At 73.0% G+C, this 26,878-nt stretch carries 23 protein-coding genes and 1 pseudogene; 12 read left to right on the top strand and 12 right to left on the bottom strand.

Features of this window, described 5'->3' with window-relative positions; all coding sequences use genetic code 11:
* Positions 1-93: 93 nt before the first annotated feature.
* From WME89_RS52695 to WME89_RS52680, 4 genes are all read right to left on the bottom strand, one after another.
* Positions 94-1,263: a formylglycine-generating enzyme family protein gene (locus tag WME89_RS52695; protein ID WP_438007039.1), complete on the bottom strand. Its 1,170-nt coding sequence runs from the start codon at positions 1,261-1,263 to the stop codon at positions 94-96.
* A 32-nt stretch (positions 1,264-1,295) separates the two neighbouring features.
* Positions 1,296-3,614, bottom strand: a complete 2,319-nt coding sequence (locus WME89_RS52690) for a M20/M25/M40 family metallo-hydrolase (protein ID WP_438007038.1) — start codon at positions 3,612-3,614, stop codon at positions 1,296-1,298.
* Complete coding sequence (locus WME89_RS52685) at positions 3,608-4,021, bottom strand: hypothetical protein (RefSeq protein ID WP_437622569.1); 414 nt, start codon at positions 4,019-4,021, stop codon at positions 3,608-3,610. Before WME89_RS52685 ends, WME89_RS52690 begins: the two co-directional genes overlap by 7 nt.
* Positions 4,022-4,275: 254 nt before the next feature.
* Entirely contained in the window at positions 4,276-6,969 is a 2,694-nt protein-coding gene (locus WME89_RS52680) for a HEAT repeat domain-containing protein (RefSeq protein WP_438007037.1), read from the bottom strand.
* A gap of 239 nt (positions 6,970-7,208) precedes the next feature.
* On the opposite strand from WME89_RS52680, the gene WME89_RS52675 reads away from it, so the two are divergent.
* From WME89_RS52675 to WME89_RS52660, 4 genes are all read left to right on the top strand, one after another.
* Positions 7,209-7,754, top strand: a complete 546-nt coding sequence (locus WME89_RS52675; RefSeq protein WP_438007036.1) for a TlpA family protein disulfide reductase — start codon at positions 7,209-7,211, stop codon at positions 7,752-7,754.
* A 57-nt stretch (positions 7,755-7,811) separates the two neighbouring features.
* Positions 7,812-8,993, top strand: a complete 1,182-nt coding sequence (locus tag WME89_RS52670; RefSeq protein WP_438007035.1) for an SUMF1/EgtB/PvdO family nonheme iron enzyme — start codon at positions 7,812-7,814, stop codon at positions 8,991-8,993.
* A 242-nt stretch (positions 8,994-9,235) separates the two neighbouring features.
* A complete protein-coding gene (locus WME89_RS52665; protein WP_438007034.1) occupies positions 9,236-10,012 on the top strand; it encodes a hypothetical protein in 777 nt (258 codons plus the stop codon).
* Positions 10,013-10,062: 50 nt separating this feature from the next.
* Complete coding sequence (locus tag WME89_RS52660; RefSeq protein ID WP_438007033.1) at positions 10,063-10,929, top strand: helix-turn-helix domain-containing protein; 867 nt, start codon at positions 10,063-10,065, stop codon at positions 10,927-10,929.
* Positions 10,930-10,975: 46 nt separating this feature from the next.
* Here WME89_RS52660 and WME89_RS52655 read toward each other — a convergent pair whose 3' ends face one another.
* On the bottom strand, positions 10,976-11,812 hold the full coding sequence (locus tag WME89_RS52655) for a toll/interleukin-1 receptor domain-containing protein (RefSeq protein WP_438007032.1): 837 nt from the start codon (positions 11,810-11,812) through the stop codon (positions 10,976-10,978).
* A 466-nt stretch (positions 11,813-12,278) separates the two neighbouring features.
* A pseudogene (locus WME89_RS52650) lies at positions 12,279-12,824 on the bottom strand (hypothetical protein); the annotation flags it as partial.
* A 345-nt stretch (positions 12,825-13,169) separates the two neighbouring features.
* On the opposite strand from WME89_RS52650, the gene WME89_RS52645 reads away from it, so the two are divergent.
* The 3 genes from WME89_RS52645 to WME89_RS52635 all read left to right on the top strand — a co-directional run bounded on the left by WME89_RS52645 (position 13,170) and on the right by WME89_RS52635 (position 15,589).
* The gene (locus tag WME89_RS52645; protein WP_438007031.1) at positions 13,170-13,697 is read left to right on the top strand and encodes a hypothetical protein; all 528 of its coding nucleotides are present in this window, start codon (positions 13,170-13,172) and stop codon (positions 13,695-13,697) included.
* 120 nt (positions 13,698-13,817) lie between these two features.
* A complete protein-coding gene (locus WME89_RS52640; protein WP_438007030.1) occupies positions 13,818-14,888 on the top strand; it encodes a methyltransferase in 1,071 nt (356 codons plus the stop codon).
* Between the two features lie 203 nt (positions 14,889-15,091).
* Positions 15,092-15,589, top strand: a complete 498-nt coding sequence (locus WME89_RS52635) for a hypothetical protein (protein ID WP_438007029.1) — start codon at positions 15,092-15,094, stop codon at positions 15,587-15,589.
* Positions 15,590-15,607: 18 nt separating this feature from the next.
* Here WME89_RS52635 and WME89_RS52630 read toward each other — a convergent pair whose 3' ends face one another.
* Genes WME89_RS52630 through WME89_RS52615 form a run of 4 tightly spaced genes read right to left on the bottom strand, consistent with a single transcriptional unit; the run spans position 15,608 to position 18,439 of the window.
* The gene (locus WME89_RS52630; protein WP_438007028.1) at positions 15,608-16,780 is read right to left on the bottom strand and encodes an NADH-quinone oxidoreductase subunit D; all 1,173 of its coding nucleotides are present in this window, start codon (positions 16,778-16,780) and stop codon (positions 15,608-15,610) included.
* Positions 16,777-17,325: an NADH-quinone oxidoreductase subunit C gene (locus WME89_RS52625; protein WP_438007027.1), complete on the bottom strand. Its 549-nt coding sequence runs from the start codon at positions 17,323-17,325 to the stop codon at positions 16,777-16,779. The genes WME89_RS52630 and WME89_RS52625 overlap by 4 nt, the downstream gene beginning before the upstream one ends.
* 20 nt (positions 17,326-17,345) lie before the next feature.
* Positions 17,346-17,906: an NADH-quinone oxidoreductase subunit NuoB gene (gene nuoB, locus WME89_RS52620; protein ID WP_437506566.1), complete on the bottom strand. Its 561-nt coding sequence runs from the start codon at positions 17,904-17,906 to the stop codon at positions 17,346-17,348.
* On the bottom strand, positions 17,903-18,439 hold the full coding sequence (locus WME89_RS52615) for an NADH-quinone oxidoreductase subunit A (protein ID WP_438007026.1): 537 nt from the start codon (positions 18,437-18,439) through the stop codon (positions 17,903-17,905). The genes nuoB and WME89_RS52615 overlap by 4 nt, the downstream gene beginning before the upstream one ends.
* Positions 18,440-18,679: 240 nt before the next feature.
* On the opposite strand from WME89_RS52615, the gene WME89_RS52610 reads away from it, so the two are divergent.
* On the top strand, positions 18,680-19,501 hold the full coding sequence (locus WME89_RS52610; RefSeq protein WP_438007025.1) for an undecaprenyl-diphosphate phosphatase: 822 nt from the start codon (positions 18,680-18,682) through the stop codon (positions 19,499-19,501).
* Positions 19,502-19,571: 70 nt separating this feature from the next.
* Positions 19,572-20,720 carry a mannose-1-phosphate guanylyltransferase gene (locus WME89_RS52605; protein WP_438007024.1) on the top strand — a complete coding sequence of 383 codons (1,149 nt, stop codon included), beginning with the start codon at positions 19,572-19,574 and terminating at the stop codon, positions 20,718-20,720.
* 39 nt (positions 20,721-20,759) lie between these two features.
* Here the strand turns inward: WME89_RS52605 and rsmI are convergent, their stop codons facing one another.
* Positions 20,760-21,638, bottom strand: coding sequence for a 16S rRNA (cytidine(1402)-2'-O)-methyltransferase (rsmI, locus tag WME89_RS52600; protein WP_438007023.1), 879 nt, complete (start codon positions 21,636-21,638; stop codon positions 20,760-20,762).
* Positions 21,639-21,641: 3 nt separating this feature from the next.
* Positions 21,642-22,952: an RNA polymerase factor sigma-32 gene (locus tag WME89_RS52595; protein WP_438007022.1), complete on the bottom strand. Its 1,311-nt coding sequence runs from the start codon at positions 22,950-22,952 to the stop codon at positions 21,642-21,644.
* A gap of 279 nt (positions 22,953-23,231) precedes the next feature.
* Between WME89_RS52595 and WME89_RS52590 the strand changes: the two genes are divergently transcribed.
* The 3 genes from WME89_RS52590 to miaA are packed head-to-tail and all read left to right on the top strand — an operon-like array spanning position 23,232 to position 26,814.
* A complete protein-coding gene (locus WME89_RS52590; RefSeq protein WP_438007021.1) occupies positions 23,232-23,819 on the top strand; it encodes a hypothetical protein in 588 nt (195 codons plus the stop codon).
* Positions 23,816-25,870 carry a DNA mismatch repair endonuclease MutL gene (gene mutL / locus WME89_RS52585; protein ID WP_438007020.1) on the top strand — a complete coding sequence of 685 codons (2,055 nt, stop codon included), beginning with the start codon at positions 23,816-23,818 and terminating at the stop codon, positions 25,868-25,870. Before WME89_RS52590 ends, mutL begins: the two co-directional genes overlap by 4 nt.
* Positions 25,867-26,814, top strand: a complete 948-nt coding sequence (gene miaA / locus WME89_RS52580) for a tRNA (adenosine(37)-N6)-dimethylallyltransferase MiaA (protein WP_438007019.1) — start codon at positions 25,867-25,869, stop codon at positions 26,812-26,814. The genes mutL and miaA overlap by 4 nt, the downstream gene beginning before the upstream one ends.
* Positions 26,815-26,878 lie beyond the last annotated feature (64 nt).

The raw sequence follows: 26,878 nt of genomic DNA, 5'->3' as shown, positions 1-26,878 counted from the left end.
CGCTGGCGAGCGCCGCGCCGCGGGCTCGCTGGCCCGAAGCGTACTCCCGGTCGGCGGCGACGCGCCCCTCAAAAAAGAGCCGCCGCGGCGCGCTCACCGCGCTGCCGCGTCCTTGCAGCAACGAAACCCCTGCTCGTAGCCGTAGTCCTCTTCCTTGTGGAACCCCACGGTCGGGCGGCAGCGGCCGCGCATCGGGCCCCACCAGCCGCCCTTCAGCCCGCTTCGATCGGGGGACTTGCGGCCCGGCCGCACCACCCACTCGTTGATGTTGCCGTTCAGATCGTAGGCGCCGAACGGCGACACGCACGCGGGCATCGACCCCGCGGGCACGCGCTGATCGAGCCGCTCGAGCTCCGCCTTGCACTTCGGGTTCTTCATGCACCGCTCGTAGCGGTAGAGCGTGAGCTCGCGCTGGCGAAAGGGCCGATCGATGTTGCACTTGGTCGGATCGCGGACGTACCCGTACGTGTACGGGAGCATCTCCTCGCCCTCGCAGGCGAGGTTGAACTCGTCCTCGGTGCAGAGGCGCTTGCCGACGCCCTCGCACGCCTTGACGGCCTCGCGCCACGAGACGAGCAGCGCGGGCACCTCACCCTTCCGGTTGGGCCACTCGTACCGGTCGACGCAGTACCGCATCGGCGTGCGCTTCTTCGAGAGGCACTCGGTCGGCTGCTTGTACTCGAGGCAGCGCTCGCTGACGCTGCTCGGGCCCTCCGCCTCGCTGTAGGAGGTCGCCTGCCTCGCCTTGTCCTTCACGAACTCCTTGTGGTGCTTCAGGCAGACCTGATTGACCAGGGGGCAGTAGTCGCCCTCGACGAGGACCATGTCGTCAGGGCACCCCTCGGAGCTGCCGGGCAGCCCGCCGTCCGGCGCGCCGCCATCGGGTGAGCCGCCGTCGGGTGAGCCGCCGTCGGGTGAGCCGCCGTCGGGTGAGCCGCCGTCGGAAGAGCCGCCGTCGGACGAGCCGGCGTCTTGCGACGGCTCCGACGTCGCGCCGCCCGGCTCCGACGTCGCGCCGCCCGGCTCCGACGTCGCGCCGCCCGGCTCCGATGTAGCGCCGTCCGGCTCCGCGGCGGCGTCGCCGGGTGGCGCGGGCTCCGCGTCCGCCGCCGCGCCGGCGCCCGTGGGCCCGGCGGAGGCCGCGGCGTCGGACGCGTCGGGCCCGGGGCGATCGCAGGCGAGGGACGCGGCCGCGAGGCCGCACAGGAGCGCGAGGCTGGCGGCGCAGCGCCGGCGCGGGGCCCGGCGCCGGCGTACCGGCATGGCCGGCGGCGCGGCGCGACGAGGGCGCCGGATCATCGGCCGGGGGCGGGGATGACCTTGAGCGGCACCCGGGCTCCGCCGCGATCGACCTCGATCTCGACCTCGCGGCCCGGCTCGAGATCGCCGAGCGCGAACATGAAGTCGTGGATGTTGGTGATCGCGTGGGCGCCGATGCGCACGATCACGTCCCCCGCCTGCATGCCGGAGCGCGAGGAGGGCGAGTCGGGCCGCACGCCCGTGAGCTTCACGCCGGGCCCCTGGTACGCGTAGTCCGGCATCGTGCCGAGCGACGCCCGGAAGCCGCCGCGCATGCTGCGGTGCGGGTCGGCGGGCGCGTCGGTGAACGGCAGCCGCGCGTCGCGCTGCGACAGGGCGAGCGCCATCCGCGCGGTGAGCACCGCGCAGCGCGAGACGCCCGCCGCGTTGATCTTGTCCGCCGTGTCGCTCGGCCGGTGGTAGTCCTCGTGGACGCCCGTGAACAGGAAGGTAACCGGGACGCGCGACGCCGTGAACGAGGCGTGATCGCTCGCGCCGAAGCCCTCGACGCCGTACTGGAGCGCGATGCCGAGCCCGCGGGCGGCGTCGTCCACGATCGGCTTCCAGGCGGGCGAGGTGCCCAGGCCGTCGACGAGGAGCTTGTCCTCGCGCATCCGGCCGACCATGTCCGCGTTGATCATGGCCACGACGGGCTTCATCCCCGCGAGCGCCGCCGGCGGGTGATCGACGAAGTGGCGCGAGCCGATGGTGCCGAGCTCCTCGGCGCCGAACGCGATGAACAGGACGTTCCGGTCCGGCCGCGCGGGGAGCGCGGCGAGCCGCCGCGCCACCTCGAGCAGCATCGCGGTCCCCGAGGCGTTGTCGTCGGCGCCCGGGTGGACCGCGTGCACGCCGGGCGCGCGCGAGTACGAGTTGCCCCCGAAGCCGAGGTGATCGTAGTGGGCCCCGAGGACGATGTACTCGCCGGCGTGAGGCGAGCCGTCCCGCGCCGGGAGCAGGCCGACCACGTTCGACGCCGGCGCCATCCGCGGGGTGACCTTGGTCGTGATCTCGACCGTGACGCCGGCGAGCGGCTTCGGTCCAGGCGCCTTCGCGACCGGCTTCACGTTCACGGGCCTGGCTGCCGCAGGCTTCGCCGCGGTGGGCGTCGCGGCCGCGCCGCCCGCCGCGGGCTGCGCCCCGGGGGCCAGCGCTCCGGCGGGCTTCTGCGCGGGCTTCGCCGGCGGCGCGAGCCCGGCGGAAGGGAACATCGCGCGGGCTGCGGAGCGCGTGATCATCACGGCCGGGATGCCCATGCTCGCGGCGTCGTCCGACACCCGCGGGAGCTCGTCGCCCGCCGCGACGAGGATCACGCCGGCGGCCTTGTGCTCGCGGGCGGTGCGGAGCTTGTAGCGGACGCTGCCGAAGTCGCGCAGCGCGTCCGCCGGCCGCGCGGAAGGCGCGTGGTGCGGATCGGCCGGCGCCGCTCCGTGGTGCGGATCGGCCGGCGCCGCTCCGTGGTGCGGATCGGCCGGCACCGCTCCGTGCGGCCCCGCAGCCGCCGCCCCGTGCGGCCCCGCAGCCGCAGCCCCGTGCGGCCCCGCAGTCGCCGCTCCGTGCGGCCCCGCAGCCGCAGCTCCGTGCGGCCCCGCAGGCGCCGCTCCGTGCGGCCCCGCAGCCGCAGCTCCGTGCGGCCCCGTAGCCGTCGCTCCGTGCGGCCCCGCAGCCGCCGGCGCGCTGCCCTCCAGGCTGGGCACGCCGTCGAGCACGACCGCGATCTTCCCCTCGATGTCCTGGCCGGCGTAGTCGTCCCAGGAGAGCGCCGCCGCGGTCACGCCGTGGCCGACGAGCACCGCGGCCCCCGCGGCCGTGCCGCTCGAGCTCCCGTCGGCGGTGACCAGCTTGCCGGCCTCGACGCTCTGCTTCTTGCCCGCGCGCTGCACGGCGAGCGCCGCCGGCGCCACGTCGGCGCCCACACGCGCGTCGAACCCCTGCCTGTACGCCTTCGCGTCGCCCCCCGGCCCGCCCAGCGGCGACAGCTTGAGCTCGGCGAACCGGCGCGCGATGAAGTCGGCCGCGAGCTCGGCCCCCGGCTCCCCGGTGGCGCGCCCCGCGAGCTCGGGCGACGCGAGGTACGCGACGTCCGCCTTGATCCGCGCCTCCGCGGCGGGATCGAGGTCGATCGACGCCGTCGGGGCGGGCGCCGCCGCCGCCGGCTTCGCGGCCGGCGGCGCGGCCGCATCGCGAGGCGGCGCGGCGGCCGGCGCGCACGCCGCGAGCGCCGCCAGCAGGCCGGCGACGAGCCCGCAGCGCAGCCCCGGCGCGCGCGTCCGACGACCCGCGACGTCGCGCGCGCTCGCGGTCGCGATCACCACGGCGCGGCCTTCTGCGCCGCGCGCACCAGCTCGAGCGCGCGGCGGCCGATGTACTCCTCCACGTCGGCGGGCGCGATGTGGCGGTCCTTCGCGAAGTCGAACTCGCGCGGCTTGCCGTCGCCGAAGGTCACCCGGACGATCGCCGAGTCGCGCAGGAGCTCGAGGGCCAGGCTGAACTCGCCGAACGCGAGCCGGTGCTTGTCCTGCTCCTGGGAGAGCACGATCGGCTGCCCCTTCTCCTGCAGCCTCTCGTGCGCGAACTTCAGCGACTCGGCCCCCTGCGTCACGGCCGACTCCGCGGCCGCGAGCGCCTCGGCGACCCGCTTCTTGTGCCGCGCGAGATCCTCTGCCTCGCGCTCCGCCTTCGATTTCACGGCCTCGATGAGCTCATCTCGCCAGGTAGGCACGGTGCACCTCGGCGCGAACACTCTTCCGAAACGTGCGTTTTGTCCAGCCCGACACGCGCCCGGCAACCCGACGGCCCTGCCCCCGACGCGCGCCGGACGCGGGCTCGGCCGCACCGCCGAACAAAAACAGAAAGCCCGGGATCCCCGGGGGAGAATGACCTCCCCCGGCGAGCTCCCGGGCCCCTGCCGCCCGCGCCGCGGGCCTCTTCGACGAGCCGGCGCGGCGGCGCGCCGCTACCGCGCCCTGCAGCGGGTCACTGCACGTCGGAGCTCCCGGCCTTGGCCGGGGCGAGCGCGCTCAGGTCCTCGGCCACGGTGGCCTTCGGGTTCATGAGCTCGTGGAACGCGCGCTTCGCGAGCGCGCCGGTCTCGCCCTGCTCGTGCCGCAGGGCCATGAGCGCGCCCTTCTCCTTCATGAACTTGAGCGTCTCGATCGCGCCCTTCTTCTGCGCGCCGTCGCCGCTCTTGGCCGCCTGGTAGAGCCGGTAGCGCAGCACGACGCGGGTCTCCGAGTGCGGGCCGTTGTCGTACTTCAGGTTGTCGAACTGGGCCTGGAGCCGCTGCCGCGCCCACTCCTGCGGCGCGTCCGCGACCTTCACGCGCGTGATCGCCTCGGCGTTCGCGACGTACCGGTACAGGTTGCCGCGCTTGAAGTCCTCATCCGACCAGTAGCCGAAGGCGCGGTAGTAGTGGTCCTTGAGGTCGTCGAGCGCGCCCTTGTCGAAGTCGGCGTACATCGCGACCGTCCGCGCCGCCGTCTCGCTCGTGCCGCCGAGGATGAGCGCGAGCGCCGCCGCGTTCCGGACCTCGACGTCCTTCAGCTTCTCGAACAGCTGCCCCTGCACCGCCTCGTCGAAGCCGCCGATGCCGATCGCGCGCGCGATCGCCATGCGCACGCCGGGATCGACGTCGGCCGCGAGCAGCGGGACGAGCTCGCCGGCCGCGCTCGGCACCGGCCGGAGCGCGAGCGACGACGCGTAACAGGCGCCGATGAGCTGCTTGCGCGGCTCCTTCTTGCTCGCGAAGTCCTTCGCCTTCTTCGCGACCTCGAGCATCGCCTTGTCGTCGGCGCACCAGGCGAGCGCCTCGCACGCGGCCTGGCGGGCCTCCTCGTGCCACGTCTCGTCCTCGATGAGCTTCGTCAGCGGCTCCACCGCGCGCGCGTCGCCCCACTCGGCGAGCCCCTGCGCCGCGCCGTAGGCGACCGCGCGGAGCGCCATGCCCATCATCGCGAGGCCCGCGCCCTGGAGCCCGTCCTGGGTGATGTCCATCTTCGGGTCCTTCTTCCGCTTGAACTGCTCGAGCAGCCGCGGGTAGGAGGGCTCGTCCTTCATCCGCCCGATGTAGCGGAGCGCGCTCTGCGCGGTCTCGAACGCCGCCGGGAACGGCGGCAGCTGCCCCTCCTTCGGGAGCGGGTCCGTCGGGAAGGCCCAGTCGCGCATGTCCTTCAGGATCTTCTCGGAGCGGACCGTGGAGAGGAAGCGCAGGCCGTTCGCGTGCGGCTGCGGGCGATCCTTGAGCCACAGGATGATCGGGGCCTCGGCCGCGGCCTTGAGCTCGGCGCTCTTGTCGGTGTGGACCGTGGCGAGGTCGGCGAGCATGCGGGCGCCGACGACGCGCGGCAGGTCGGTGCGCGACAGGTGGCCGCCCTCGTCCGCCTCCCAGAACTTCTCGAGCTTGTAGAGCTTCAGCGGGTCGGCCAGCATCCGCTCGCCGATGTACTTGGCGCCGCGGATGTCGCCGACCTCGGCGAGCCGCGTCCCCGCCTCGCCCTGCCAGTGCAGCGGCGGCTTCTTGGTCTCGATCCACTTCACGAGCGGGTCGGCCGACCGCGGATCGGCGAGCTCGCGCAGCATCTCCATGATCTGCTTCGTCTGGAACCAGGTCGTCTCCTCCGGGTCCTGCTTCACGCTGTCGAGCGCGAGGACGAGCCCCTCGCCGCCGATGCCGTCGCGCAGCGCCTCGAGGAAGCGCTGGCGGCTGTCCTTGTCGGCGCTCGACAGGGCCTCGAGGAGCGGGGCGCGCGCCTTCTCGTCGCCGATGCGCCCGAGGCCGTTCGCGGCCTCGCGCGCGACCTCGACGTCCTTGTCCTTCACGAGCGTGATCAGCGCGCTCGTCCACTTGGGCTCGGCGTTGCGCGACAGGACCGTCGCGACGAGCTGCCGCACCGACGCGCTCTCGTCGGTCGCGAGCTTCGAGAGCTCGTCGAGCGACACGAGGCCGGCGAGCTTCTCGGGATCGAACGCGTTGCCGCCGCCGAGCCGCTCGACCTTCGAGAGGAACCCCTTCCGGTACTGGTCCATCGCGTCCTTGAACGCGGCGGGCTCCTTGAGCTCGACGAGGGCCCAGACGATCTGGGGCCTGTCGCTCTCGTCGGCGACCTTGAGCGCCTCGAGCAGCGCGGGCTTGGCGCCGTCGGCCTTGGGCGAGCCGTAGTAGGCGAGCACCTGCGCGGCGACGCCCTTCACGCGGTGGTCGGGGAGCGACAGCGCCTTGGTCGCGTGCGTGACGCCCTCGGGGTCGTCGGCCCACGCGAGCTGCATGAGCGCCTCTTGCTGGAGCGACCCCTCGGCGTTCGAGGCGGCCCACTTGCGCCAGAGGGGCAGCTGGTCCTTCTTCGGCAGGACGAAGATGTTCTTCTTCTCCTTGGAGATGGAGTCGACCGACATCTTCTGGCTGTCCTGCTTCACGCCGAACCAGATGGCGCCAGCGGCGCCGAGCGCGAGGAGGAGGCCGACGATGATCGACACCGGGCTGAACCGGCCGCGCTTGAAGTTGCCGTCGTCCGGGATGCCGCCCCCGGCGGGCGCCGGCGGGGCTCCGGGCAGGTCATCGCTGTCATCGGGGGGCCACTTGGCCGCCCACTTGGCCGGAAGGGGCCCCGGCGGCGGGCGCCGTCCGCGCGGCCCCGTGGGATTTTCTCGTGAAAGATTCGGACGATCGAGCATGGTTCCTCCAGCGCGCGGGCGACGACGTTACCCGAACGGCGGCGGCATCGCGCGGCGAGCCGCGCTGCGCCCCCGACCCCCCACCAACGGCGGCGACGGCGGCGGCGTCGCGCGGCGAGCCGCGCTGCGCCCCCGACCCCGGGCCGGGCGGAGAAGCGCCCGGCCGGTCGAGGCGCCGGACCGTACCAGAGCCGCTCGGACGTAGGCCCAAAGATTTGCTATGAAGACCGGGGCCCCGTATGGCCGAACCCGAGTTCAATTCCGGTAAGATTGTCTACCCTGCGCTGGCGGTGCTGATCGCGCTGAGCGCGCTCATCGGCCTGGTGGTCCTGCCGCGCCTGTCGCCCGGGGCGGGGGGCATGGTCGGCACCGACGCGCCCGACGTGACGCTGCCGGTCGCGGCGAACGGCGAGCCCGGCGCGCGCATGCAGCTCGCCGAGCTGAAGGGCCAGCCGGTGGTCCTCGATTTCTGGGCCACCTGGTGCGGCCCCTGCGCGGTCCAGGCGCCGATCCTCGACCGGATCGCGCGCCGGTACGAGAAGAAGGGGCTCGTGGTGCTCGGCGTCAACGTGGACGACCCGCCCCACGTGGCGAGCCAGTACGCCCTCAAGAAGGGCCTCTCGTATCCGATCCTCATCGACGACGAGAAGGACGCGTCGGCCCGTTACGGGGTGGACAAGCTGCCGAGCCTCGTGGTGATCGACCGGCAGGGCAAGGTCGCGGCCTACCTGACCGGCGTCATCGACGAGGCGAGCCTCTCCGAGATCATCGCCGCCACCCTCTGAGCGTCATCGCCGCCCCCTCTGACCGATCGTCGCCGCCCCCCTCTGACCTCGCCCCCGGTGTCGAAGCCCTCCCGTCTTCTGAGCCTCGCGCTCGCGGCGCTCGCCGCCGCCCCCCTGGCCTGCTCCCGCGACGACGTCGAGCGCGGCCGCGACGCCGGCGCGCCGCCGGGTGCCAGCTCGTCCGCGCCCGCGGCCGGCCCCGCTGCCGGTGGGTCGGCGGGCGCGCCGCCCGCTGCCGGTGGGTCGGCCGGCGCGCCGCCCGCTGCCGGTGGGTCGGCCGGCGCGCCGCCCGCTGCGGACGCCGGCGAGGCGCCGCCGGCGGTCGGGGATCCGATGGCGACCCACTACGAGGCGCGCGAGGACCTGGTGCGGCTCTTCTCGCTGAAGGAGCTCACCGAGCGCGAGCGCAGGTTCAAGAACCCCGAGCTCTTCCTGGAGAAGAACTTCGGCGGCGGCACGCCGGCCCGCATCAACCAGGGCAACAGGGAGCTCGCGCGGCACACGCGCTCGAAGGAGCAGTGCCTCGAGGGCCTCCGGGGCGTCGTCCTCCAGACGGAGGAGCAGCGCGCGCGCTGCGGCGGCCACGAGAACATGGTGCCCGTCTTCAGCAGCGCCCGCGGCAAGCCGAAGCCGGCCGCGTTCTGCATCGACGTCTTCGAGTTCCCGAACAAGGCGTGCGAGCTCCCGATGGTGTGGGCGAGCCCGACGCAGGCGGCGTCCGTGTGCAGCCTGCAGGGCAAGCGCCTGTGCACCGAGGACGAGTGGAGCCTCGCGTGCCGCGCCGACCCCGAGGGCGGCAAGCCGACGACGTACGCCTACGGCGACGAGCTCGATCTCGCCGTCTGCCACACGCAGACGCGACACCGCGAGATCGGCGGCAAGCCTTGCGACGGCGACACGGCGCGCTCTGCGTACCAGACCTGCGCGACCGACACCGAGCCTGCGGGGTCCTACCCCGCGTGCCGCTCGCGCTTCGGGGTCTTCGATCAGCACGGCAACGTGGCCGAGATCATGACCCGCCGCGACCGCGACGACGGCAAGCTGTACAGCCAGCTCAAGGGGAGCGCCTGGTTCTACGTCGAGGTCGCCCGCGAGCACGACGCCCCCCGGCCGAAGAAGGGCCCGGAGACCTACCCCGATCACTGCGCCTTCAGCCCGCGGTGGCACGTGGAGCCGATGGAGAACGCGTGGCACGCGAACTACCACCTCGGCTTCAGGTGCTGCGCGACGGTCCGCTGAGCCGCCGCGCCAGCGCGCTCGACGCTGCGGCCGCGCGACAGATGGGCAGAGGGTCGGCCCGCGTGGGCGCGGATGCGCGGACAACGCACCTCCGCGGCGGCCGAAAGGGGAGTGGTTCTCGTGGGTTCTGAAAACGGCTCAACAAAATGAGCCCTGGAGAGCCACAAGCATCATTATTTTCCCGCTCTTTTCAGCCCCTTTTCGCTCGCCGGGGCGACAGGGCCTTTGCTATCCCTGTCCACATGATGAAGAAAGCCAGTCTCCTCGGGCTCTTGGGTGTGGTCTCCGCCACTTCGCTGTTCCTCGGGTGCAAGGACGAGCCGCTCGGCGGCGGCTCCCAGGCGCTCGTGGCCGAGTGTGTAGACCCGGGCGCCGCGATCCCGGAGGGTGAGTGGGTGTGCGGCGAGGAGCGGATCGTCGAGTGTACGACGCTGGCGGGCGCGTACGTCGAGACCATCTATGCTCAGCTCTCCGAGGGTACCTGCGTCGACGCGACGGTGGCTGTCTCGGCGACAGGACCCTTCGCGCTCGGCACGCACGAGGTCGTCGTGACCGCGGAGGTGGAGGGCGCGGAGGGGGCGCCTCCGCTCTGCGCCTCGGAGCTCGTCGTCGTCGACACGATCGCGCCCGCGCTGACGGACAGGCGCCCCGAGCTCTGGCCGCCGAACCACAAGTTCCACACCATCTCGGTGGACGACTGCGTGGACGTGGAGGACGCCTGTGACGACGACGTCCAGGTGACGTTCACCTACGCGGCCAGCGACGAGCCGCGGAACGACACGGGCGACGGCAACACCGAGGTGGACATCGCGGGCCTCGGGTGCGGCTCGGTGGACCTCCTCGCGGAGCGCAAGGGCAACGGCGACGCGCGCGTCTACACCCTCGGCGTCCGGGCGGTCGACGCGGCAGGCAACGTGACCGAGGGCGAGTGCCACGTGATCGTGCCCCACGATCAGGGCGGCAAGGCCCCGGTCGACAGCGGAATCGCGTACAAGGAAGAGGCGCCCGCCTGCGATTGAGGCGCTGGCGGCTGGCTTGAGCCTGCGTCGAGGGGTACCCTCGCCCCTCGATGCACGCGCTTGCCCCTCGTGCGCAGATCGCCCGTGGAACGTCCGGTGAGAGCCGGTGGGAGCTCGCGACGCGGCCCCCGTCGCCGCGGCTCCGCCCCTACATCCGCGACTACAGCGGTTACACGGAGCAGACGCCTGGGCCGCTGCGACGGCGCGAGTTCCCCGTGCCCCAGGTCGTCGTCATCATCGAGTTCGGACCGCCGATCCGCGTGTTCGGCGCCGGGGGCGATCGCGGTCATTCCCTCTACCCGGGCGGCTTCGTCGCGGGCCTCGACGACACCTTCACGCTCACCGAGCACGACGGCTTCCAGCGCGGGCTGCAGCTGAACCTCACCCCCATCGGCGCGCGGCTCTTCTTCGGCGTGCCGATGGCGGAGCTCACCGGGCGCGTGGTCTCCGCCCGCGACCTGCTCCCCCGGAAGCACGCCCGCCTGGCGGAGCGCCTCGAGGAGCTCCCCACCTGGGACGCGCGCTTCGACCTGATCGAGCGCGCGCTCGGCGAGCGCATCGACGAGACGCGGCTCGAGACGGGCGTCGTCTCGTGGGCGTTCCGGCGGATCGAGGAGCGCGGGGGCGCGGTCGACATGCGGGCCCTCGCGCGCGAGCTCGGCTACAGCCAGAAGCACGTCATCGACCTGTTCCGCGAGAACGTCGGCGTCCCGCCCAAGCTCCTCGCGCGCCTCGTGCGGTTCGACCGGCTGGTGCAGCACCTCAAGGCGGGCGCCTCGGGGACGTGGGCGGAGCTCGCGCAGCGGTTCGGCTACTACGACCAGGCGCACCTCGCGCGGGACGTGAAGCAGTTCACGGGGACGACCCCGACGAGGACGCGCGCCCAGCTGATCGAGCTCTCCGGCCTGAGCCCCTGATCGACCCGCCGGGCACCACCGCGACAAGCTGCGCCGCGCACCATCGCTAGGGTCTGCGCCGCGGCCGCGGCTCCGGCTCGCCGACGGTCACGGTCCTCGGCGCCGGGGTCCGCGGCCGCGCCGTCGGTCCCGCGTCTGCCGGCCCCGCGTCCGCCGCCGCCGCGCCTGCCGGCTGGCCTGTCATGGCGAATCGCTCGATGAAGAGCGCGATCGCGACGAGCGGCCCCAGCGTGAGCACGGCAATCAGCGCGCGAGCTGCCGTCGAGGCCCTGGATCTGCCTGGGTGTCGCGCGGGCGGGGCGCTGTCGGCCCCGGACGCGGGCAGGGTGGCAACGGCGGGGGACGTGTCGAGTGTCCTGTCCGCGCGTGCCGTGGGCGCCGGCCGCGTCGGCGCGATCGTGTCCATTAGGGTGGGCGCAGCGGTCCTGTGCGCGCAGTCTGCGATGGCGGCCCGGATGGCCAGCGTCACGGAGGTCCACGCCTCGCTCTCGCGTTTCCATGACATCACGGGGACGCGGTTAGGGGGCAGCGGCGCCAGAGCGGAGAACGGCGTGCCCTCCCAGTCGCACGCGTCGAGGAGGATGGGGATGACCCGCGCCCGCCCGGCGTCGTGGCGCCCGAGCGCCCGCTCCATCTCTCGCCACTGCGCGTCGGCGGCGAGGTAATCGACGCTGATCAGAAGGACGATGAGGTGAGCCGCGTCGAGGCGCGCCGCGAGCTCGGCGTCCCGGTCGCTGCCGACCCCGACGCGCCCAGTATGCCAGGTGCGGACTTTCCCTTCGCGCTTCAGGGCCGACAGGTGTTTTCTGAGCACGTCCTTCTGCCTCTCGTTCGCGGCTGCATACGAGATGAAGACGTCGAGCGGCACAGGCGCGAGAAACACGAGGATAGCGTATCAGGAAGAAGCCAGGCGGACTAGCGGAGCGGCCTTTGATCAGAGATTTTCCTTCCCGTCGAGATCCTGGCGAGTCTGTACATCGAGGAACCCTGTCCCGAGGTGCAGGGCGCTCCCTCCGGGATCCGTCCTGCTTCCGAGGGGGAGCGTTCCGTCGCCGCGGCCCGGAGATCCCGACGAAGACGGAGGCTCGCGACCGCTCGGCACGGCAGATTCGCCGTCGGGCGACGCGGTGGGGTCAAGGTAAAAAAAATCTGCACAATACCCCCGGCGTCGCGCCCCCCAAGGTAGGCCCGAAGGAGCGAACACGATGTCGCGCGGTCTCCCGCGAATCCGTCCCCCGCGTTCCGCCTGCATCAGAGGATCATGAGCCTCTGGGTGCCGCAGGTCGCGCACGCGGCCGCGGAGCTCGGCGTCGCGAACAGACGACCCCCTCCATGCCGGGACGGGCCTCCAGGAGCGCGGGAACCTCGGCGCGCCGGGTGAAAGCGGTGCGCATCGTATAGGGCTCACCATAGCTGATCGTCTCCGCCCGCCACGCTGCCATGAAGTCGTCCAGCGGCAGCGACGCGTAGGGGTGACCTTCGGGATCGTGCAGGAGCACGCGCCCGTCGTCCACCTCGAGGACGACCAGATAGTGATCAGCGCCGAACGGCCCGGTCTTGCCAGGTTGGTATCTCAGATGCCCCATCTCGACCGGTCCGACCCAGGCCGGCCCCTCCCGGAGGGCTTCCTCGAGGCGGGCGAGGGCATCTGCAGCGTCCTTGCCTCGGACGACCGTGGACGCCCAGCCCAGCGCTGCCAGCGCGCCGTCGAAGCCGGCCTCGGGGGTCCAGCCGTACGGGTCGAAGAACGGCAACGCGCCTCCGATCAGCTGCATCCCGAAGGGACTGCTCGTGGCGAACTCTATCACGGCCGTCGAGGGCGCTTGATCGCCGAGCATCATCGCGAAGGCGTTGGCGTAGCAATACGGGCCAGAGCCAATGTAGGAAAAATGCATCGAGCGTGTCTCTCCCGGCGTCGCGAGCGGCGGCATGAGTAGGTGGTCGATTCGCGGGGATTGTCAACCACGGCCAAGATGCCCTGTCGGTGGCCGCGCAGGCCCGCGAGAGCTGGACGCCTCCCCTGATCTCGCCGGTCCAGGGATCGTCCGCCTGGCGCGGTCGACGCCCGCGCTGGAAAGGTGCGCGCGCGCGTCGCGAAGGAAAGGAAGCATCTCGTCGAACGTAGACCTGTGTGTCCAGCGCAGTTGCCCGGGCGGCCCTCACGCCCAGCGCTTCCAGGCGCGGCCGCGTCGCCTCGCGGGCCTGCTCAGGTGAACGTTCTCGATCAAGGAGATCTCGACATGACACGGATGAAGCTTCTCGGGTTTCTGATGGCTGGTCTCGCGCTCGTGGCGTGCGGCGATGACGAGGTGGGCAACGGGGGCGAGACCGGGAGCGAGCTCGATGGCAAGCAGCTCGGCTCCCTCACGGCCGAGGAGGCCGACGAGGTGTGCGACGAGCTCCGTGGGCAGACTGAGGCGATCTCGAAGGAGGACATGTGCGAGCTTGCGGGGGTGTTCGCCTCCGGCTTCGGAATGGAGTGCGAGACCACCAAGCAGGAGTGCATCAGCGCTCCGGAGGAGCCCGCGGAGCCCTCGGAGCCCGATACGTGCGGTGCGTCGCAGTTCGCTGGGTGCACCGCCACGGTCGCGGAGGCCAGGGCCTGCATGGCTTCGATTGCCAACGCCTTCAGGTCGATCACGTGTGAGTCGACCCCCGACGACATGGAGAATCTGGCGCAGACCGCAGAGTGCGCCGTGATGGAAGAGAAGTGCCCGGGGAGCACCGAGGGCGAGGAGGAGGAGGAGACCGAGGGCAACGGCCCCTGATCTCGGCGCCCCCGGCTCCTGCCGGCGCGATCTCGCCGGCAGGAGCCCGCGGCGAGGTAAATTCTTTACAATACCCCCGGCGTCGCGCTCCCCAAGGTAGCCCCCGAAGGAGCGAACACCATGTCGAGCGGGTCTCCCACGTCTCCCACGTCTCCCACGCACGTTCCCCCTGCGTTCCGCTTGAATCAGATGATCATGAGCCTCTGGGTGCCGCAGGTCGTCCACGCGGCCGCGGAGCTCGGCGTCGCCGACGTCCTCGCGAAAGGGCCGCTCCCGAGCGGCGACGTCGCGGCGCGGCTCGGGACGCACCCCGACGCGACGGAGCGCCTGCTCCGGGCGCTCGTCACGCTCGAGCTGCTCGTCGCCCGCGGGGAGCGGTTCGAGCTCACCGAGATGGGGCGGTTCCTCGAGACGAGCTCCCCGCTCTCGAAGCGCGCGTGGTCGCGCCTCATGGGCGGGCCGGGCGTCTGGCAGGCCTGGGGCCGCCTGACGGACTGCGTCCGCACCGGCCGGATGGCGGCGCTGAGCGCCGGAGACGCCGCCGCGTCGTCCGGGACCGAGCACTTCGACGAGCTGGGGCGCGATCCGGCCGCCGCCGCGGTCTTCCACCAGGCCATGGTCGAGCTCACCCGCGGGGTCGCGCCCGGCATCGTCGGGGCCGTCGATCTCCGCGGCGCCCGCCGGGTAATCGACGTGGGCGGCGGGTACGGCGCCCTGCTCTGCGCGGTCCTGGAGGCCCACCCGGATGTCGAGGGCGCCGTCTTCGATCTCGAGCACGCGCGCAAAGGAGCGCTCGAGCTGTTCGCGTCGCGCGGCGTCGCCGCCCGCGCTTCGTTCGTCGCGGGGAGCTGCTTCGACACGGCGCCTCCGGCCGCCGACGTCTACCTGCTCAAGAGCGTGATCCACGACTGGGACGACGCGCGGAGCCTCCAGATCCTGGGCAAGTGCCGCGAGGCGATGGCCGGCGGGGCGCGCCTCCTCGTCGTGGAGCCGCCCGCGCCCACCGCACGCGGGAACGCGACCCTCGAGTGGGTGCTCACCTTCAGCGACATCAACATGCTCGTGAACACCGGCGGACGCGAGCGCTCGGAGGCCGAGTACCGCGCGCTGCTCGACGCCGCAGGGCTGCGCGTCGACGCGGTCCGCGAGACGCCGAGCTTCTTCCGGGTCTTCGAGGCGGCGCGGGCCTGAGCGACCGGCTGGGAGCGAGGCGCGCGAAAAAATTGCGCGCTCAATATCGCAAGAAAGGAATTTTTTGACCGATCGTAGTACGGTCGCTCCCGCGCGGCCGCTCGCGGACATCACGCCCGGCTCGTCCAGGGCGAGGACGTCTCCTCGAGGGTCGCGCGGGCATGCTCAGGTGAGCAATCTCGATCGATCAAGGAGAGCTTGAAATGACACGGATGAAGCTTGTCGGGGTTCTGATGGCTGGTCTCGCGCTCGCGGCTTGCGGCGGCGACGACGACGGTGGAGACGACGGGGGCAACAGCGGAGGTGACCTCGACGGCAAGCAGCTCGGCAGCCTGACGGCCGCGGACACGGAGGCGCTGTGCCAGGATCTCGCCGCGTCGGTCACCGTCACGAAGGAAGACCTCTGCGAGGTCGCCGGCGCGTTCAGCGCCCTCGGGGGTGCTGACTGCGAGGCCACCAAGACAGAGTGCATGAACCAGCCGGAGCAGCCCTCGGAGGGCGGCGAGTGCTCCAGCACAGGGTTCACGGGCTGTACCGCGACGGTGGCGGAGTACAAGGCCTGCATGACAGCCCAGGTCGCCACCCTCAAGGCGATCTCGTGCACAGCGCCGCCCGACACCTCCGGGGAGCAGCCGGCGGCGTGCGCGCCCATCAGCGACAAGTGCCCGGAGATCCTCGGCACCGGCGGCGAAGGCTCCTGAGAGCGACCTCGGCCCCGGCTACCTGTCGATCTCGGGCGCCACGACGTCGAAGCTCGCGATGAGCGCCACGAGGTCGGCCAGGAACAGGCCGGGGCTCTTGGCCTCGATCATCCCCATCGCGGTGAAGCTCCCGGTCCGGAACCGCGCCCGGTACGCCTCCTCCGCGCCCCGCCCGATCACGTAACAGCCCATGTCGCCGCGGGCGCTCTCGATCCGCGCGTAGGCCTCTCCGTCGGGCCTCATCTTCTTGGGCAGCTTGCCGAGGATGTCGTCCTCCGGGTGCTCGTCGATCTTGTCGAGCGCCTGGCGGAGGATCTTCGCCGACTCGCGGCACTCCTCGACCCGGACGTAGAACCGATCCCAGCAGTCTCCGACGGTGCCGTAGCGCCCGCGGCCCACGGGGACGTCGAACTCGAGCTCCGGGTAGACCGAGTAGCCGTCCTCCTTCCGGAGGTCCCACCTCACGCCGGAAGCGCGCAGGTTGGGGCCGACGAGGCCCCAGTCCTTCGCCTCCTCGGCCGTGACCACGGCGACGTTGGCGAGCCGCTTGATGAAGATGTCGTTGAGGCTGATGAGCCGGTCGAACTCGACCATGATCGGCTCGAACCGCTCGAGCCACCCCTTCACCTTGTCGGCCCACCCCTTCGGCATGTCGAACGAGACGCCGCCGATGCGGTGGTAATTGAAGGTGAGGCGCGCGCCGCACAGCTCCTCGATGAAGTCGTTGATGTGCTCGCGCTCGCGCAGCGCCCACGGGAAGGGCGTGACGGCGCCGACGTCCATCGCCATCGCGCCGAGCGCGATCATGTGGCTCCCGATGCGGTTGAGCTCGCAGGAGATGACGCGCAGGTACTGCGCCCGCTTCGGCACCTCGATGCCCATCAGCTTCTCGCAGGCGGTCGCCCAGGCCTCGTTGGCGAACATCGCCGCGATGTAGTCGACGCGGTCGGTGTACGGCATGAAGCCGCTGTAGGTGCACCGCTCGCCGATCTTCTCGATGCTCCGGTGCAGGTAGCCGACGTCCGGCACCGCCTTCCGGATGATCTCGCCGTCCGTGGAGATGACGAAGCGGAGCACTCCATGGGTCGACGGGTGATGAGGCCCCATGCTGAGGGTCATCTCGTCTTCCATGTCCTGACCCGCGCCCGGGGCCGCGCCGCCGCGGTCGACGCTGAAGATGACCTGGCTCATGACGCCTCCGCGTCCTTCTTGGGCAGCTTGATCTTGAAGAGATCGATCGGGTTCGGCCGCTGGGTCGGGATGCCGCGGTACTCGGCCTTCTCCTGCCAGTCCTTGCGGAGCGGGTGCCCCTCCCAGTCGTCGGGCAGGAGCAAGCGCCGGAGGTCCGGGTGCCCCTCGAAGCGCACGCCGAGCAGGTCGAAGCACTCGCGCTCCTGCCAGTTCGCGGCCGACCACACGTTGACGAGCGTCGGCACCGCCGGGCCCTCCCGGTCGAGGAACGCCTTGAGCACGACCCGGTGCTTCTTCGCGTACGAATAGATGTGGTAGACGACGACGATCTTCTTGAGATCGGGATAGTCGACCCCGGTGATGCACTCCAGGTAATCGAAGGCGAGCTCCGGCGCCTCGCGCAGGCGCCGGCACACGGCCTCGATCTGCTCCGGCGCGACCTGGAGCCAGGCGTCGCGGTCCTTCGCGGAGACGGGGTGGAAGTCGAAGACCGCCTCTTCGCCGAGGCTCGCCTTCAGCGCCTGAAAGATCTCTTCGGGTGTCATGAGGTGCCGGGGTGGATGGCTCAGCCGCGCGTCGAGCCGTCAGTGGCGCCGCGGCGGTCGAGGACCCGCTCGCTCTTGATCTTCTCCTGGATCTTCAGGAGCCCTTCGAGGAGCGCCTCGGGGCGCGGGGGGCAGCCGGGCACGTAGACGTCGACCGGGATGATCTGATCCACGCCCTTGCAGACCGAGTAGGCGTACTGGAAGAGGCCGCCGCAGTTCGAGCAGCTGCCCATCGAGATGACGAAGCGGGGCTCCGACATCTGGTCGTAGAGGCGCTTCACCCGGGTCGCCATCTTGTACGTCAGCGTCCCCGCGATGATGAACAGGTCGCTCGAGCGGGGGCTCGGCCGCGGGGCCGCGCCGAAGCGCTCGAGATCGCCGCGGGGGCCGCCCGTCTGCATCAGCTCGATGGCGCAGCAAGCCAGGCCGAAGAGCATGTACCAGACGCTGTTCGACCGCCCCCAGTTGAGCAGCCAGTTGACCGTCTGGTCGACGCTCGTCGTGATGACGCCGCCGCCGTCGCTCTCGTACTTCGCTTCCCACCCGCGGGGCGGGGCCATCAGGTTCAGGTTCGATGTCATGACTCCGCACCTCCCTCGGCGACGGCCGCGCGCGCCGCGAGGGCGGCCCGCCCCGCGAGGGCCGACTGCGCGGCTTCGCTCGCGCCCGCGCCCGCCAGCGACGCGCGCGGCTGGCTCCGGCTGCTCACGTTCTGCGCCCCCCGCGGATCCCCCTTGATGGCGCGGATCCAGTTGAGATCGCCCTTCACGACGACGTAGACGAAGCCGAGCATCAGGATGGCCACGAAGAGGAAGATCTCGATCAGCGCGAACAGCCCGCTGCCCTGGTCCACCCAGCGCTTGAACACCGCCGCGACCGGGTAGATGAAGGCGATCTCGACGTCGAAGATGATGTAGATGAGCGCGATGATGTAAAACCGCGGGTTGAAATTGAACCAGGCGGGCCCGACGGGCGCCTCCCCGCACTCGTACGTCGCGACCTTCTCGGCGTACATGTTGTTGGGGCGCAGCAGCTTCCCGAACAGCAGCGAGCCGAGGACGAAGCCGATCGCCACCAGGAAGAACGCGGCAACGCTGGCATAGGCCATCAACATCGGACGGAACCTCGCTCACCTCGCCCTCCCCCGCCACGGGCGAGAGAGCGCCAGATCCAAGGGGTTATGTAGGTGAAATGATGAACCACGGCAAGCCGGCAAACCCTGAAGCGCCAGGGCGCTCGGCCTCCGCCTTCACAGGGGTTGTGGCGCCGCGCCGCAGCGCGGCAACGCGGTGAGGCGGCGCTCGGCCGCTACTCGGGATCGACAGGGAGCGTCGGGCTGGAGTATCGGTCGAGCGTGGGTCTCGTGGACGTCGCGGTGCTCGCGGCCGTCGAGGGGGCGGCGCAGGCGCTGCCCATCTCGGCCACCGGGCATGGCGCGGCGGCCCGGCTCTGGCTCCGCGCTGTCGACGGCGGCGCCTGGGCCGTCGCCGCGCAGGCGCTCGCGGCGGCGGCGGCGCTCGCGATCGCCGCGCGGCAACGGCTCCGGGGCGCGCTCGGCGAGGGCGTCCGGGGGCTCGCGAGGCCGTCGCTCTTCATGGCGTCGCCGCCGGCGCGCGACGCGGCGCTGCTCGCGCTGGGCGCCGCGGTGAGCCTCCTCGTCGCGGCGACGCTCCGGCCGTACGCCGCGCGGTGGGGGCACGCGCCGCTCGCGACGGGGCTCGGCCTGCTCGCCACCGGGGCGGCGCTCGCGAGCACCGCGATCGCGCCGCGGCGCGCCGACCGCGACGAGACCGACGCGCCGTCGCTCGCCGGGATGATCGCGGCCGGCGCGGCGCACGGGGTCGCGGCGCTGCCGGGCGGGTCGCGCGTCGGGGCGGCGCTCGTGCTGCTGCTCTGGCTCGGCGTCAGGCCGGCCCGCGCCGTCGAGCTCGCGCTCGCGCTGAGCATCCCCGCGCTGCTCGTCTCGGGGCTCGCGGAGGCGCGCGCGCTCCACGGGCCCGCGCCGGCCGCCGCCGCGGCGCTGAGCCTGCTCGCCGCCTTCGTGGGCGCCGCCGCGGGGGCCGCCGCGCTCCGCGCGCTCGCCGAGCGGCGGCGGACCGCGGCGCTCGCGCTGTGGACCATCCCGCTCGGCCTCGCGATGGTGGCCTACGCGCAGGCGCTGCCCGGCCCGTCTTGAGGAGGCCCTCTGCCATCATGCCCCGCAACCGCGCCGTCCCCTTCGACAGCCCAATCCTGAACGATCGCCCATGAGCTCGACCGAGACCCCCGTCCATGTCCTGATCCTCGCTGGCGGCGCGGGCACGCGCTTCTGGCCGGCGTCGCGCGCCGCGCGCCCGAAGCAGCTCTTGCCGCTGCTCGGCGGCGAGCCGCTCATCACCGCGACGGCGCGCCGGGTGCTTCCGCTGTGCGCGCGCGGGGGGAGCGACGGCTGGGAGCGCATCTGGATCGCGACCGGCCAGCACCTCGTGGCGCCGACGCGCGCCGCGCTGCCGGGCGTCTCGGAGCGGCGCCTGCTGGTCGAGCCGGCGCCGCGCAACACGGCGCCGTGCATCGGCTGGGCGGCGGCGACCATCGCGCGCGACGATCCCGACGCGATCGTGGTCGTGCTCCCGAGCGACCACCACATCGCCGACGTGCCGCGGTTCCTGGAGGTGCTGCAGGCCGCCGTCGCCTCGGCCCAGGGCGGCGCGATCACGACGATCGGCATCCGCCCGACGCACCCGGAGACGGGCTTCGGGTACATCGAGGCGGAGGAGGCGGCGGGCGCGGGGAGCGCGGCGCCCGCGACGCCCAGCAGGGTGCTGCGCTTCGTCGAGAAGCCGAGCCGGGAGCGCGCCGCGGAGTTCGTGGCGAGCGGCCGCTTCCTCTGGAACGCGGGCATGTTCATCTTCCGCGCGGGCGACATGCGGGCGGCGATCCGCGCGCACCTGCCGGCGCTCGCCGAGGGGCTCGACGAGATCGACGGCGCGGCCGCGCTGGGCGCCGCGGACGAGGCCGAGGCCGTCCTGCGGGTGTTCCCGCGCCTGCCGGCCGTCAGCATCGACCACGGCGTGATGGAGCACGTCGCCGGGCTCGCGGTGGTGCCCGGCGACTTCGGCTGGAGCGACCTCGGCAGCTGGCAGAGCGCCTGGGAGCTCGCCGACAAGGACGAGCGGGGGAACAGCGCGCCCGCGGGGTCGGTGCTGGTCGACGCGCAGCACAACCACCTGGTCGATCTGCGCACGCGCTCCGGCGGCGCGCCGGACGACCGCCGGGTGATCGCGCTCGTCGGCGTGGAGGGCCTCGTGGTGGTCGAGACCGACGACGCGCTGCTCATCGTGCCGCGCGACAGGGCGCAGGAGGTGAAGCACGTGGTCGACGCCCTCAAGGCGCGAGGGCAGGGCCGGCACACCTGACGGCGCGGCGCGCCCGCGCTCGCTCTCCTCGAGCCCGCGCTACTCGCGCGGCGCCTCCCGCCGCGCCACCGCCCGCGCGTACATCTCGCGCCGCGGCAGGCCGAGCTCCACCGACAGCTCCTCGGCGATGTGCTTGGCCCGCCGCCCCTGCGCGAGCTCTCGATCGATCCGCGCGTCGATCTCCTCCTCGCTCGGGTGCGCGCCCGCGGCGGTCACGTCGGCGGGCGCGAGCACGAGCGTGATCTCCCCGAGCCACTCCCGCTCCAGGGCCGCGAGCTCCTCCACGGTGCCGCCCAGGATCTCCTCGTGCACCTTCGTCAGCTCGCGCGCGACGACCGCGCGGCGGCCGCGCATCCGCTCGGCGAGCTCCGCGAGCGTCTCGCGGAAGCGCCGCGGCGACTCGAACAGCACCACCGCCTCGGGCGTCGACGTGACGAGGGCCAGCGCCTCGCGCCGCTCGCGCCCGCCGCGAGGCAAGAACCCCACGAAGCGGAAGCCCCCCGTCACGAGCCCCGACGCGCTCACCGCGGCCATCACCGCGCTCGGCCCCGGGATCGCCACGACGCGCGCCCCGGCCTGCGCGGCCGCGCGCACGAGCGCCGTCCCCGGATCGCTCACGACCGGCGTGCCGGCGTCGGTCATGAAGGCGATCGACTCGCCCGCCGCGAGCCGCGCGGCCGCCCGCGCCGCGTCCGCCTCCGAGGCGTGCGCGTCGAACCGGTCGACCGCCTTGCCCGCGACGCCGAGGTGGCCGAGGAGCGCGCGGGCGCGCCGCGTGTCCTCCGCGAGGATCCGGTCCGCCCCGCGCAGCGTCTCGACCGCGCGCAGCGTGATGTCGCCGAGGTTGCCGATCGGCGTGGCGACCACGTAGAGGCAACCGCGGCCGCCCGACCCACCCTGCTCGCCGCCAATCGACAAGGCCTAATCCGCCTCGACGGCGTCCCCGAGCTCCTCCTGCAGGTACGTCCGCAGCTTCGACTGGAGCCGCGCCTCGAGCTGGCGCACGCGCTCGCGCGAGATGCCGAACTCGTTGCCGAGCTCCTGGAGCGTGAGCGGGTCCTCCGCCGCCATCCGCTTGTCGAAGATGATCACGTCCTTGCCCTTCAGCGTCTCGCGGAACTTCGAGAGCCGGTCGTGGACGAGCATGCCCATCTCGCTCGCCTCGAACGCGCTGTCCGGGCCCACCCCCGACGAGACGAGCATCTCGACGCGCGGGATCGAGCGGCCCTCGAGGTCGCCGACCGGCGCGTCGAGCGACGCCTCGCCGCTCGAGAGGCGGCGGTCCATGTCGACCACCTCCTTCTCCTCGACCGACAGGCGCTTCGCGATCTCCGCCGCCGTCGGCTCGATCCCCATCGCCGAGAGCTTCGCCTTCTCCTTGTTCAGGTTGAAGAAGAGCTTCCGCTGCGCCTGCGTCGTGCCGAGCTTCACCAGGCGCCAGTTGTTGAGGATGAAGCGGAGGATGTACGCGCGGATCCACCAGGCGGCGTACGAGGAGAGCTTGACGCCGCGGTACGGGTCGTAGCGCTTCACGGCCTGCATCAGGCCGATGTTCCCCTCCTGGATGAGGTCCATGATGTTCTTGTAGGCGCGCCGGTACTCGTACGCGAGCTTGACCACGAGCCGCAGGTTCGCCGTCACGAGCCGCGCGGCGGTCGCGACGTCCTGCGTCTTCGCGTACTTGACCGTCAGCTCCTTCTCCTCGTCCGGCGTGAGCAGCCGGTGGCGCTGCACCTCGCGCAGGTAGGCCTGGAGCGGGTCCGTGCGCGACAGCGCCGCGTCCCCGCTGCCGCGGCCCTCGCCGCTGGCGCCGACCCGCGCCGAGCGCGGGATCTCGATGTCGTTCAGGTCGATGCTCGGGTCGTCGACGACCTCGCCGACGACCTCCACGACGTCGCCCTCGTCGACGTCGCCGCCCCTGTCGGCGCCGCTCTCGGGCGCGGCTTCCGCCTCGTCCTCGTCGTCGCGCGGGCCCTCGTCGTCGCCCCTCGCCGCCTGCGCCTCGCCGCGCGCGCGCCCGGCGGCCTTCGCGGGGGTGCGCTCGCGGCGCTTCAGGGCCGGCCGCGGGGCCGCGCGCTCCACCTCGCCCTCGCCCTCGCCCGTCTCCGGCTGGAGGTCCGCGTCGGCGTCCTCCGAGTCGGACCGAGGGCCCGCCTTCGCCGTGCCCTCGGGCTGCGGCGCTCCGGCCCCCTTCGTTCGCTTCGCTCGCGGCTCGCTCTTGCTCTTCGCCACCCGGACCTCGTCTCGAAGTTCTAGTACAGCCTCGCCGCGTCGCGCCACCTGCGCCGGCGCGCAGTCGACGGTCAGCCCGCAATCCGAGGTGACCCGAGGCGACCCGCCCCGCGATCCACCCGAGGCGACCCGCCCCGCAATCCACGGGAAGGCCGCGGGGGACGCGGGTCAGGAAGACGGCGCGCGGGATCGGAGAACGTGCTACACGGCAGCCGTCACGTGGACTCGCACCGACCTCCGCGCCCGCGCTCGCTGCGCCCCTGGTACCTGGTGGCCACCATGCTGCTCACCTGGCTCATCGGCGTGCGCGGTTTCATGACCGGGTGCGGGACGGCCACGTACCTGCGCGGCGGCATGGCCCCCGACGTCATGGTGGTGGCCGAGCAGGCGCGCGACCAGGGCGATCCGTTCCAGTTCACGTTCCTCGTGCTCGAGGCCGCCCAGGCGCGCGCCCTGAGCCTGTACCAGGACGTCTCCTTCCCGCTCAGCATCGGCAAGGTCCTCCTCTGCGGGCTGCTGGTCGTCGCGAGCGGGCTGGCGCTCGGCGGGCGGCCCGGCACCCGCGGCTTCGTGCTCCAGGTCCTCGTCGCCAACCTCGCCTTCGCCGCCGTCGAGTACGCGCTCACCCGGAGCGTCCGCGGCGCCTGGATCGACATGGTGGCGCAGGCGGGCGCGCTCCTGCCGTCGGACGTCCCGGAGCGCGCTGGCCTCACGAACCCGGGCCTCTGGTGGACCGCCGAGCGCGTGCGCTTCGTCGTCTTCGAGCTGGCCATCCTCGGCTCCGCCGCGCTGGCGCTGACGCGGGAGCGCACCAAGCTGTATTTCCAGGCGGTCGCCCGGACCATCGACCCCGGCGACGAGCCATGAGCACCGCGGAGAGGATCGCCGGCGCAGATCCTCGACCGAAGCCCGCCCAGGCCGAGGAGCGGAGGGTCGCCGTCCTGCCGGACGACCTCGCCAACCAGATCGCGGCGGGCGAGGTGGTCGAGCGGCCGGCGAGCGTGGTGAAGGAGCTCGTGGAGAACGCGCTCGACGCGGGCGCGCGCCGCGTCCGCGTCGACATCGAGGGCGGCGGCGTCGGCCTGGTGCGCATCGCGGACGACGGGTGCGGGATGAGCCGCGAGGACGCGTCGCTCGCGGTGCTGCGCCACGCGACGAGCAAGATCGTTCGGCTCGACGATCTCCGCAGCATCCAGAGCTTCGGGTTCCGCGGCGAGGCGCTCCCGAGCATCGCCTCGGTCAGCCGCTTCTCGCTGCGGACGAGGCGCGAGGGCGAGTCCGAGGGGACGGAGATCCGCATCGAGGGCGGCGGCGTGGCGCAGGCCATCCCCTGCGGGTGCGCCGCCGGCACCGTGGTCGAGGTGCGCGACCTCTTCTACAACGTCCCCGCGCGGCGCAAGTTCCTGCGCGCGGTCGGGACCGAGTCGGCGCACGTGACCGAGATCGCGCAGGCGATCGCCCTCGGCGAGCCGGGCGTGACGCTGGTCCTGTCGCGCGACGGGCGCGTCGCGCGCGAGTGGCTGCGCACCACGAGCCGCGCGGAGCGGATCCGCGCGATGCTCGCGGGCGAGGAGCTCGCGACGTGCGCGGGGCAGCGGGGGCCGCTCACGGTCGAGGCGTTCGTGTCGCGGCCGGAGCGCGCCCGCTCGGGCGCCGGCTGGCTGTGGATGTTCGTGAACGGCAGGCACGTGCGCGACCGCTCGCTGGCGCGCTCGATCGCGCTCGCCTACGGCAGCGTCCTCGAGCCGGGCCGGTACCCGATCGGCGCTGTGTTCATCGACCTGCCCACCGAGCTCGTGGACGTGAACGTCCACCCCCAGAAGGCCGAGGTCCGCTTCGCCGACGGCCGCGCCGTGGCCGACGCGATCTACAAGATCGTCGCCGCGCAGGTGGCCGCGGCGTTCGGCCTGCCCGCGCCGTCCCCCGGCGGCTTCCAGGGCCGCAAGGGCAAGCTCTTCGAGGAGGCGCCGCCGCCACCCGGAGACGCGTGGGTCTGGTCGAGCGGCCCCGCCGCGGAGGCGACCCCGGCGGCCGCCTCGACCGAGCGGCAGGAGCCGCCGGCCGATCGGCAGGAGCCGCCGGCCGATCCGTGGGGCCTCGGCGGCGACCTCGGCGGCGTGCCGGCGCGCCCCGAGGCCGCGCGCCCCGAGGCCGCGCGCGCCCGCCAGGAGTTCGTCCCGTTCCCCGGCCAGGGGGCGCCGGCGTGGGCCGACGCGCCGCTGCCGGGGCCGCGCGTCGCGCCGGGCGAGCCGGCGGACGTGCCAGGCGCGCCGCCGCTCTCTTACCCGAGCTTCCCGAACGGCAGCGGGCCCGTGCTGGCTGCGGCCGAGCGGCCCCTCGCCTGGCGCTCGCTGCGCTTCATCGCCCAGGTGCGCAACACGTATTTCGTCTGCGAGGGGCCGGACGGGATCTACTTCCTCGATCAGCACGCGGCGGCGGAGCGCGTGACGTTCCACCGGCTGCGCGCGTCGTACGACGGCCGCGACATCGCCACGCAGAAGCTCCTCTTCCCGGTGGTCGTGCCGGCGGCCCCCGCCGAGGTGGCGCTGATCGAGGAGGCGCAGGAGTCCATCGCGCGGCTCGGGCTCGACGTCCGCCCGGCGGGCGCGGCGCAGCTCGCGGTGCACGCCGTGCCGACGCTGCTCCGCCGCGCGGCGCCCGAGCGCCTCGTGCGCGACCTCCTCGACGAGCTGAGCCACTCGGGCGAGCGCGCCTTCTCGGGCGCGGTCGACCTCGCGCTGGCGACGATGGCCTGCCACGGCTCGCTGCGCGCGGGCGATCCGGTGGCGCCGGAGGAGGCGCGCGCGCTGCTGGCGGCGCTCGACGAGGTCGACTTCGCCGGCCACTGCCCGCACGGCCGGCCGGTCGTGATGCGCGTCGGGTGGCCGGAGCTGGAGCACCGCGTGGGGCGGCGGTGATCGAGGCGGAGCTCGAGGCCGCGCCGGCGGCGACGGCGTCCGTCGCGCCGCCGTCGTGGGAGACGGTCGAGCCGCCGCCGCCGGGCGAGCTGCTCGTCGTCGTCGGCCCGACGGCGAGCGGCAAGACCGAGCTCGCCCTCCGGCTCGCGGAGCGCTTCGGTGGCGAGGTGGTGAGCGCCGACAGCGTGCAGATCTACCGCGAGTTCGACCTCGGCTCGGGGAAGCCGACGCCGGCCGAGCGCGCGCGCGCGCCGCACCACCTTGTCGACGTGGCCGACCCGCTGCAGGCGATCGACGCCCAGCGCTTCGCGGAGCTCGCGGAGGCGGCGGTCGCCGACATCCGCGGCCGCGGCCGGGTGCCGATCGTCTGCGGCGGCACGTTCCTCTGGGTGAAGGCGCTCGTCTTCGGCCTCTCGCCCGCGCCGGCCGCCGACGCCGAGGTGCGCGCGCGCCACCGCGCGATCGCCGACGCCGAGGGGCGCGCGGCGCTCCACGCGCGCCTCGCCGAGGTCGATCCGGAGAGCGCGGCCCGCCTCGCGCCCAACGACCTCGTGCGCGTGAGCCGGGCGCTGGAGGTCTACGAGCGCTCGGGCCGGACGCAGAGCGCGTGGCACGCCGAGCACGGCTTCCGGGAGCGCCGGCACGCCGCGCGCCTGCTCGCGGTGCACAGGGACCGCGCCGAGCTCGACCGGCGCATCGAGGCGCGGGTCGCCGCGTGGCTGGAGCAGGGCTGGGTGGACGAGGTCCGCTCGCTCCTGGCCCGCGGCTACGGCGACGCGCGGGCGATGGGATCGGTCGGCTACAAGCAGGTGCGGGAGCACCTGGAAGGCCGCTTGCCGGCCGAGGAGCTCGCCCCGGCCATCGTGCGCGCCACGCGCACCTTCGTGCGGCGGCAGCGGACCTGGCTGAGGGACCAGGCGATCGCGCACGTCGCGCTCGCGTGACCCACAACACCAGCAATATCGAGCACTTACAAGCGCCAGCCCGCCCGCGATGGGCTCCCGGTCG

The organism is Sorangium sp. So ce321 (genome assembly GCF_051530195.1).
Classification (GTDB): Bacteria; Myxococcota_A; Polyangia; order Polyangiales; family Polyangiaceae; genus Sorangium.
Note: the sequence above shows the minus strand (reverse complement) of the source record. Positions and strands in the feature narration are given on the sequence as shown.

Excerpts from the sequence above, each read along its gene's own strand:
- WME89_RS52695 (WP_438007039.1), bottom strand. The coding sequence starts at position 1,263 with ATGCCGGTACGCCGGCGCCGGGCCCCGCGCCGGCGCTGCGCCGCCAGC.
- WME89_RS52605 (WP_438007024.1), top strand. The coding sequence starts at position 19,572 with ATGAGCTCGACCGAGACCCCCGTCCATGTCCTGATCCTCGCTGGCGGC.
- WME89_RS52625 (WP_438007027.1), bottom strand. The coding sequence starts at position 17,325 with ATGACACCCGAAGAGATCTTTCAGGCGCTGAAGGCGAGCCTCGGCGAA.
- mutL (WP_438007020.1), top strand. The coding sequence starts at position 23,816 with ATGAGCACCGCGGAGAGGATCGCCGGCGCAGATCCTCGACCGAAGCCC.
- WME89_RS52640 (WP_438007030.1), top strand. The coding sequence starts at position 13,818 with ATGTCGAGCGGGTCTCCCACGTCTCCCACGTCTCCCACGCACGTTCCC.
- WME89_RS52630 (WP_438007028.1), bottom strand. The coding sequence starts at position 16,780 with ATGAGCCAGGTCATCTTCAGCGTCGACCGCGGCGGCGCGGCCCCGGGC.
- WME89_RS52680 (WP_438007037.1), bottom strand. The coding sequence starts at position 6,969 with ATGCTCGATCGTCCGAATCTTTCACGAGAAAATCCCACGGGGCCGCGC.
- WME89_RS52635 (WP_438007029.1), top strand. The coding sequence starts at position 15,092 with ATGACACGGATGAAGCTTGTCGGGGTTCTGATGGCTGGTCTCGCGCTC.
- WME89_RS52675 (WP_438007036.1), top strand. The coding sequence starts at position 7,209 with ATGGCCGAACCCGAGTTCAATTCCGGTAAGATTGTCTACCCTGCGCTG.
- WME89_RS52615 (WP_438007026.1), bottom strand. The coding sequence starts at position 18,439 with ATGTTGATGGCCTATGCCAGCGTTGCCGCGTTCTTCCTGGTGGCGATC.
- nuoB (WP_437506566.1), bottom strand. The coding sequence starts at position 17,906 with ATGACATCGAACCTGAACCTGATGGCCCCGCCCCGCGGGTGGGAAGCG.
- WME89_RS52660 (WP_438007033.1), top strand. The coding sequence starts at position 10,063 with ATGCACGCGCTTGCCCCTCGTGCGCAGATCGCCCGTGGAACGTCCGGT.
- WME89_RS52665 (WP_438007034.1), top strand. The coding sequence starts at position 9,236 with ATGATGAAGAAAGCCAGTCTCCTCGGGCTCTTGGGTGTGGTCTCCGCC.
- WME89_RS52645 (WP_438007031.1), top strand. The coding sequence starts at position 13,170 with ATGACACGGATGAAGCTTCTCGGGTTTCTGATGGCTGGTCTCGCGCTC.
- WME89_RS52590 (WP_438007021.1), top strand. The coding sequence starts at position 23,232 with ATGCTGCTCACCTGGCTCATCGGCGTGCGCGGTTTCATGACCGGGTGC.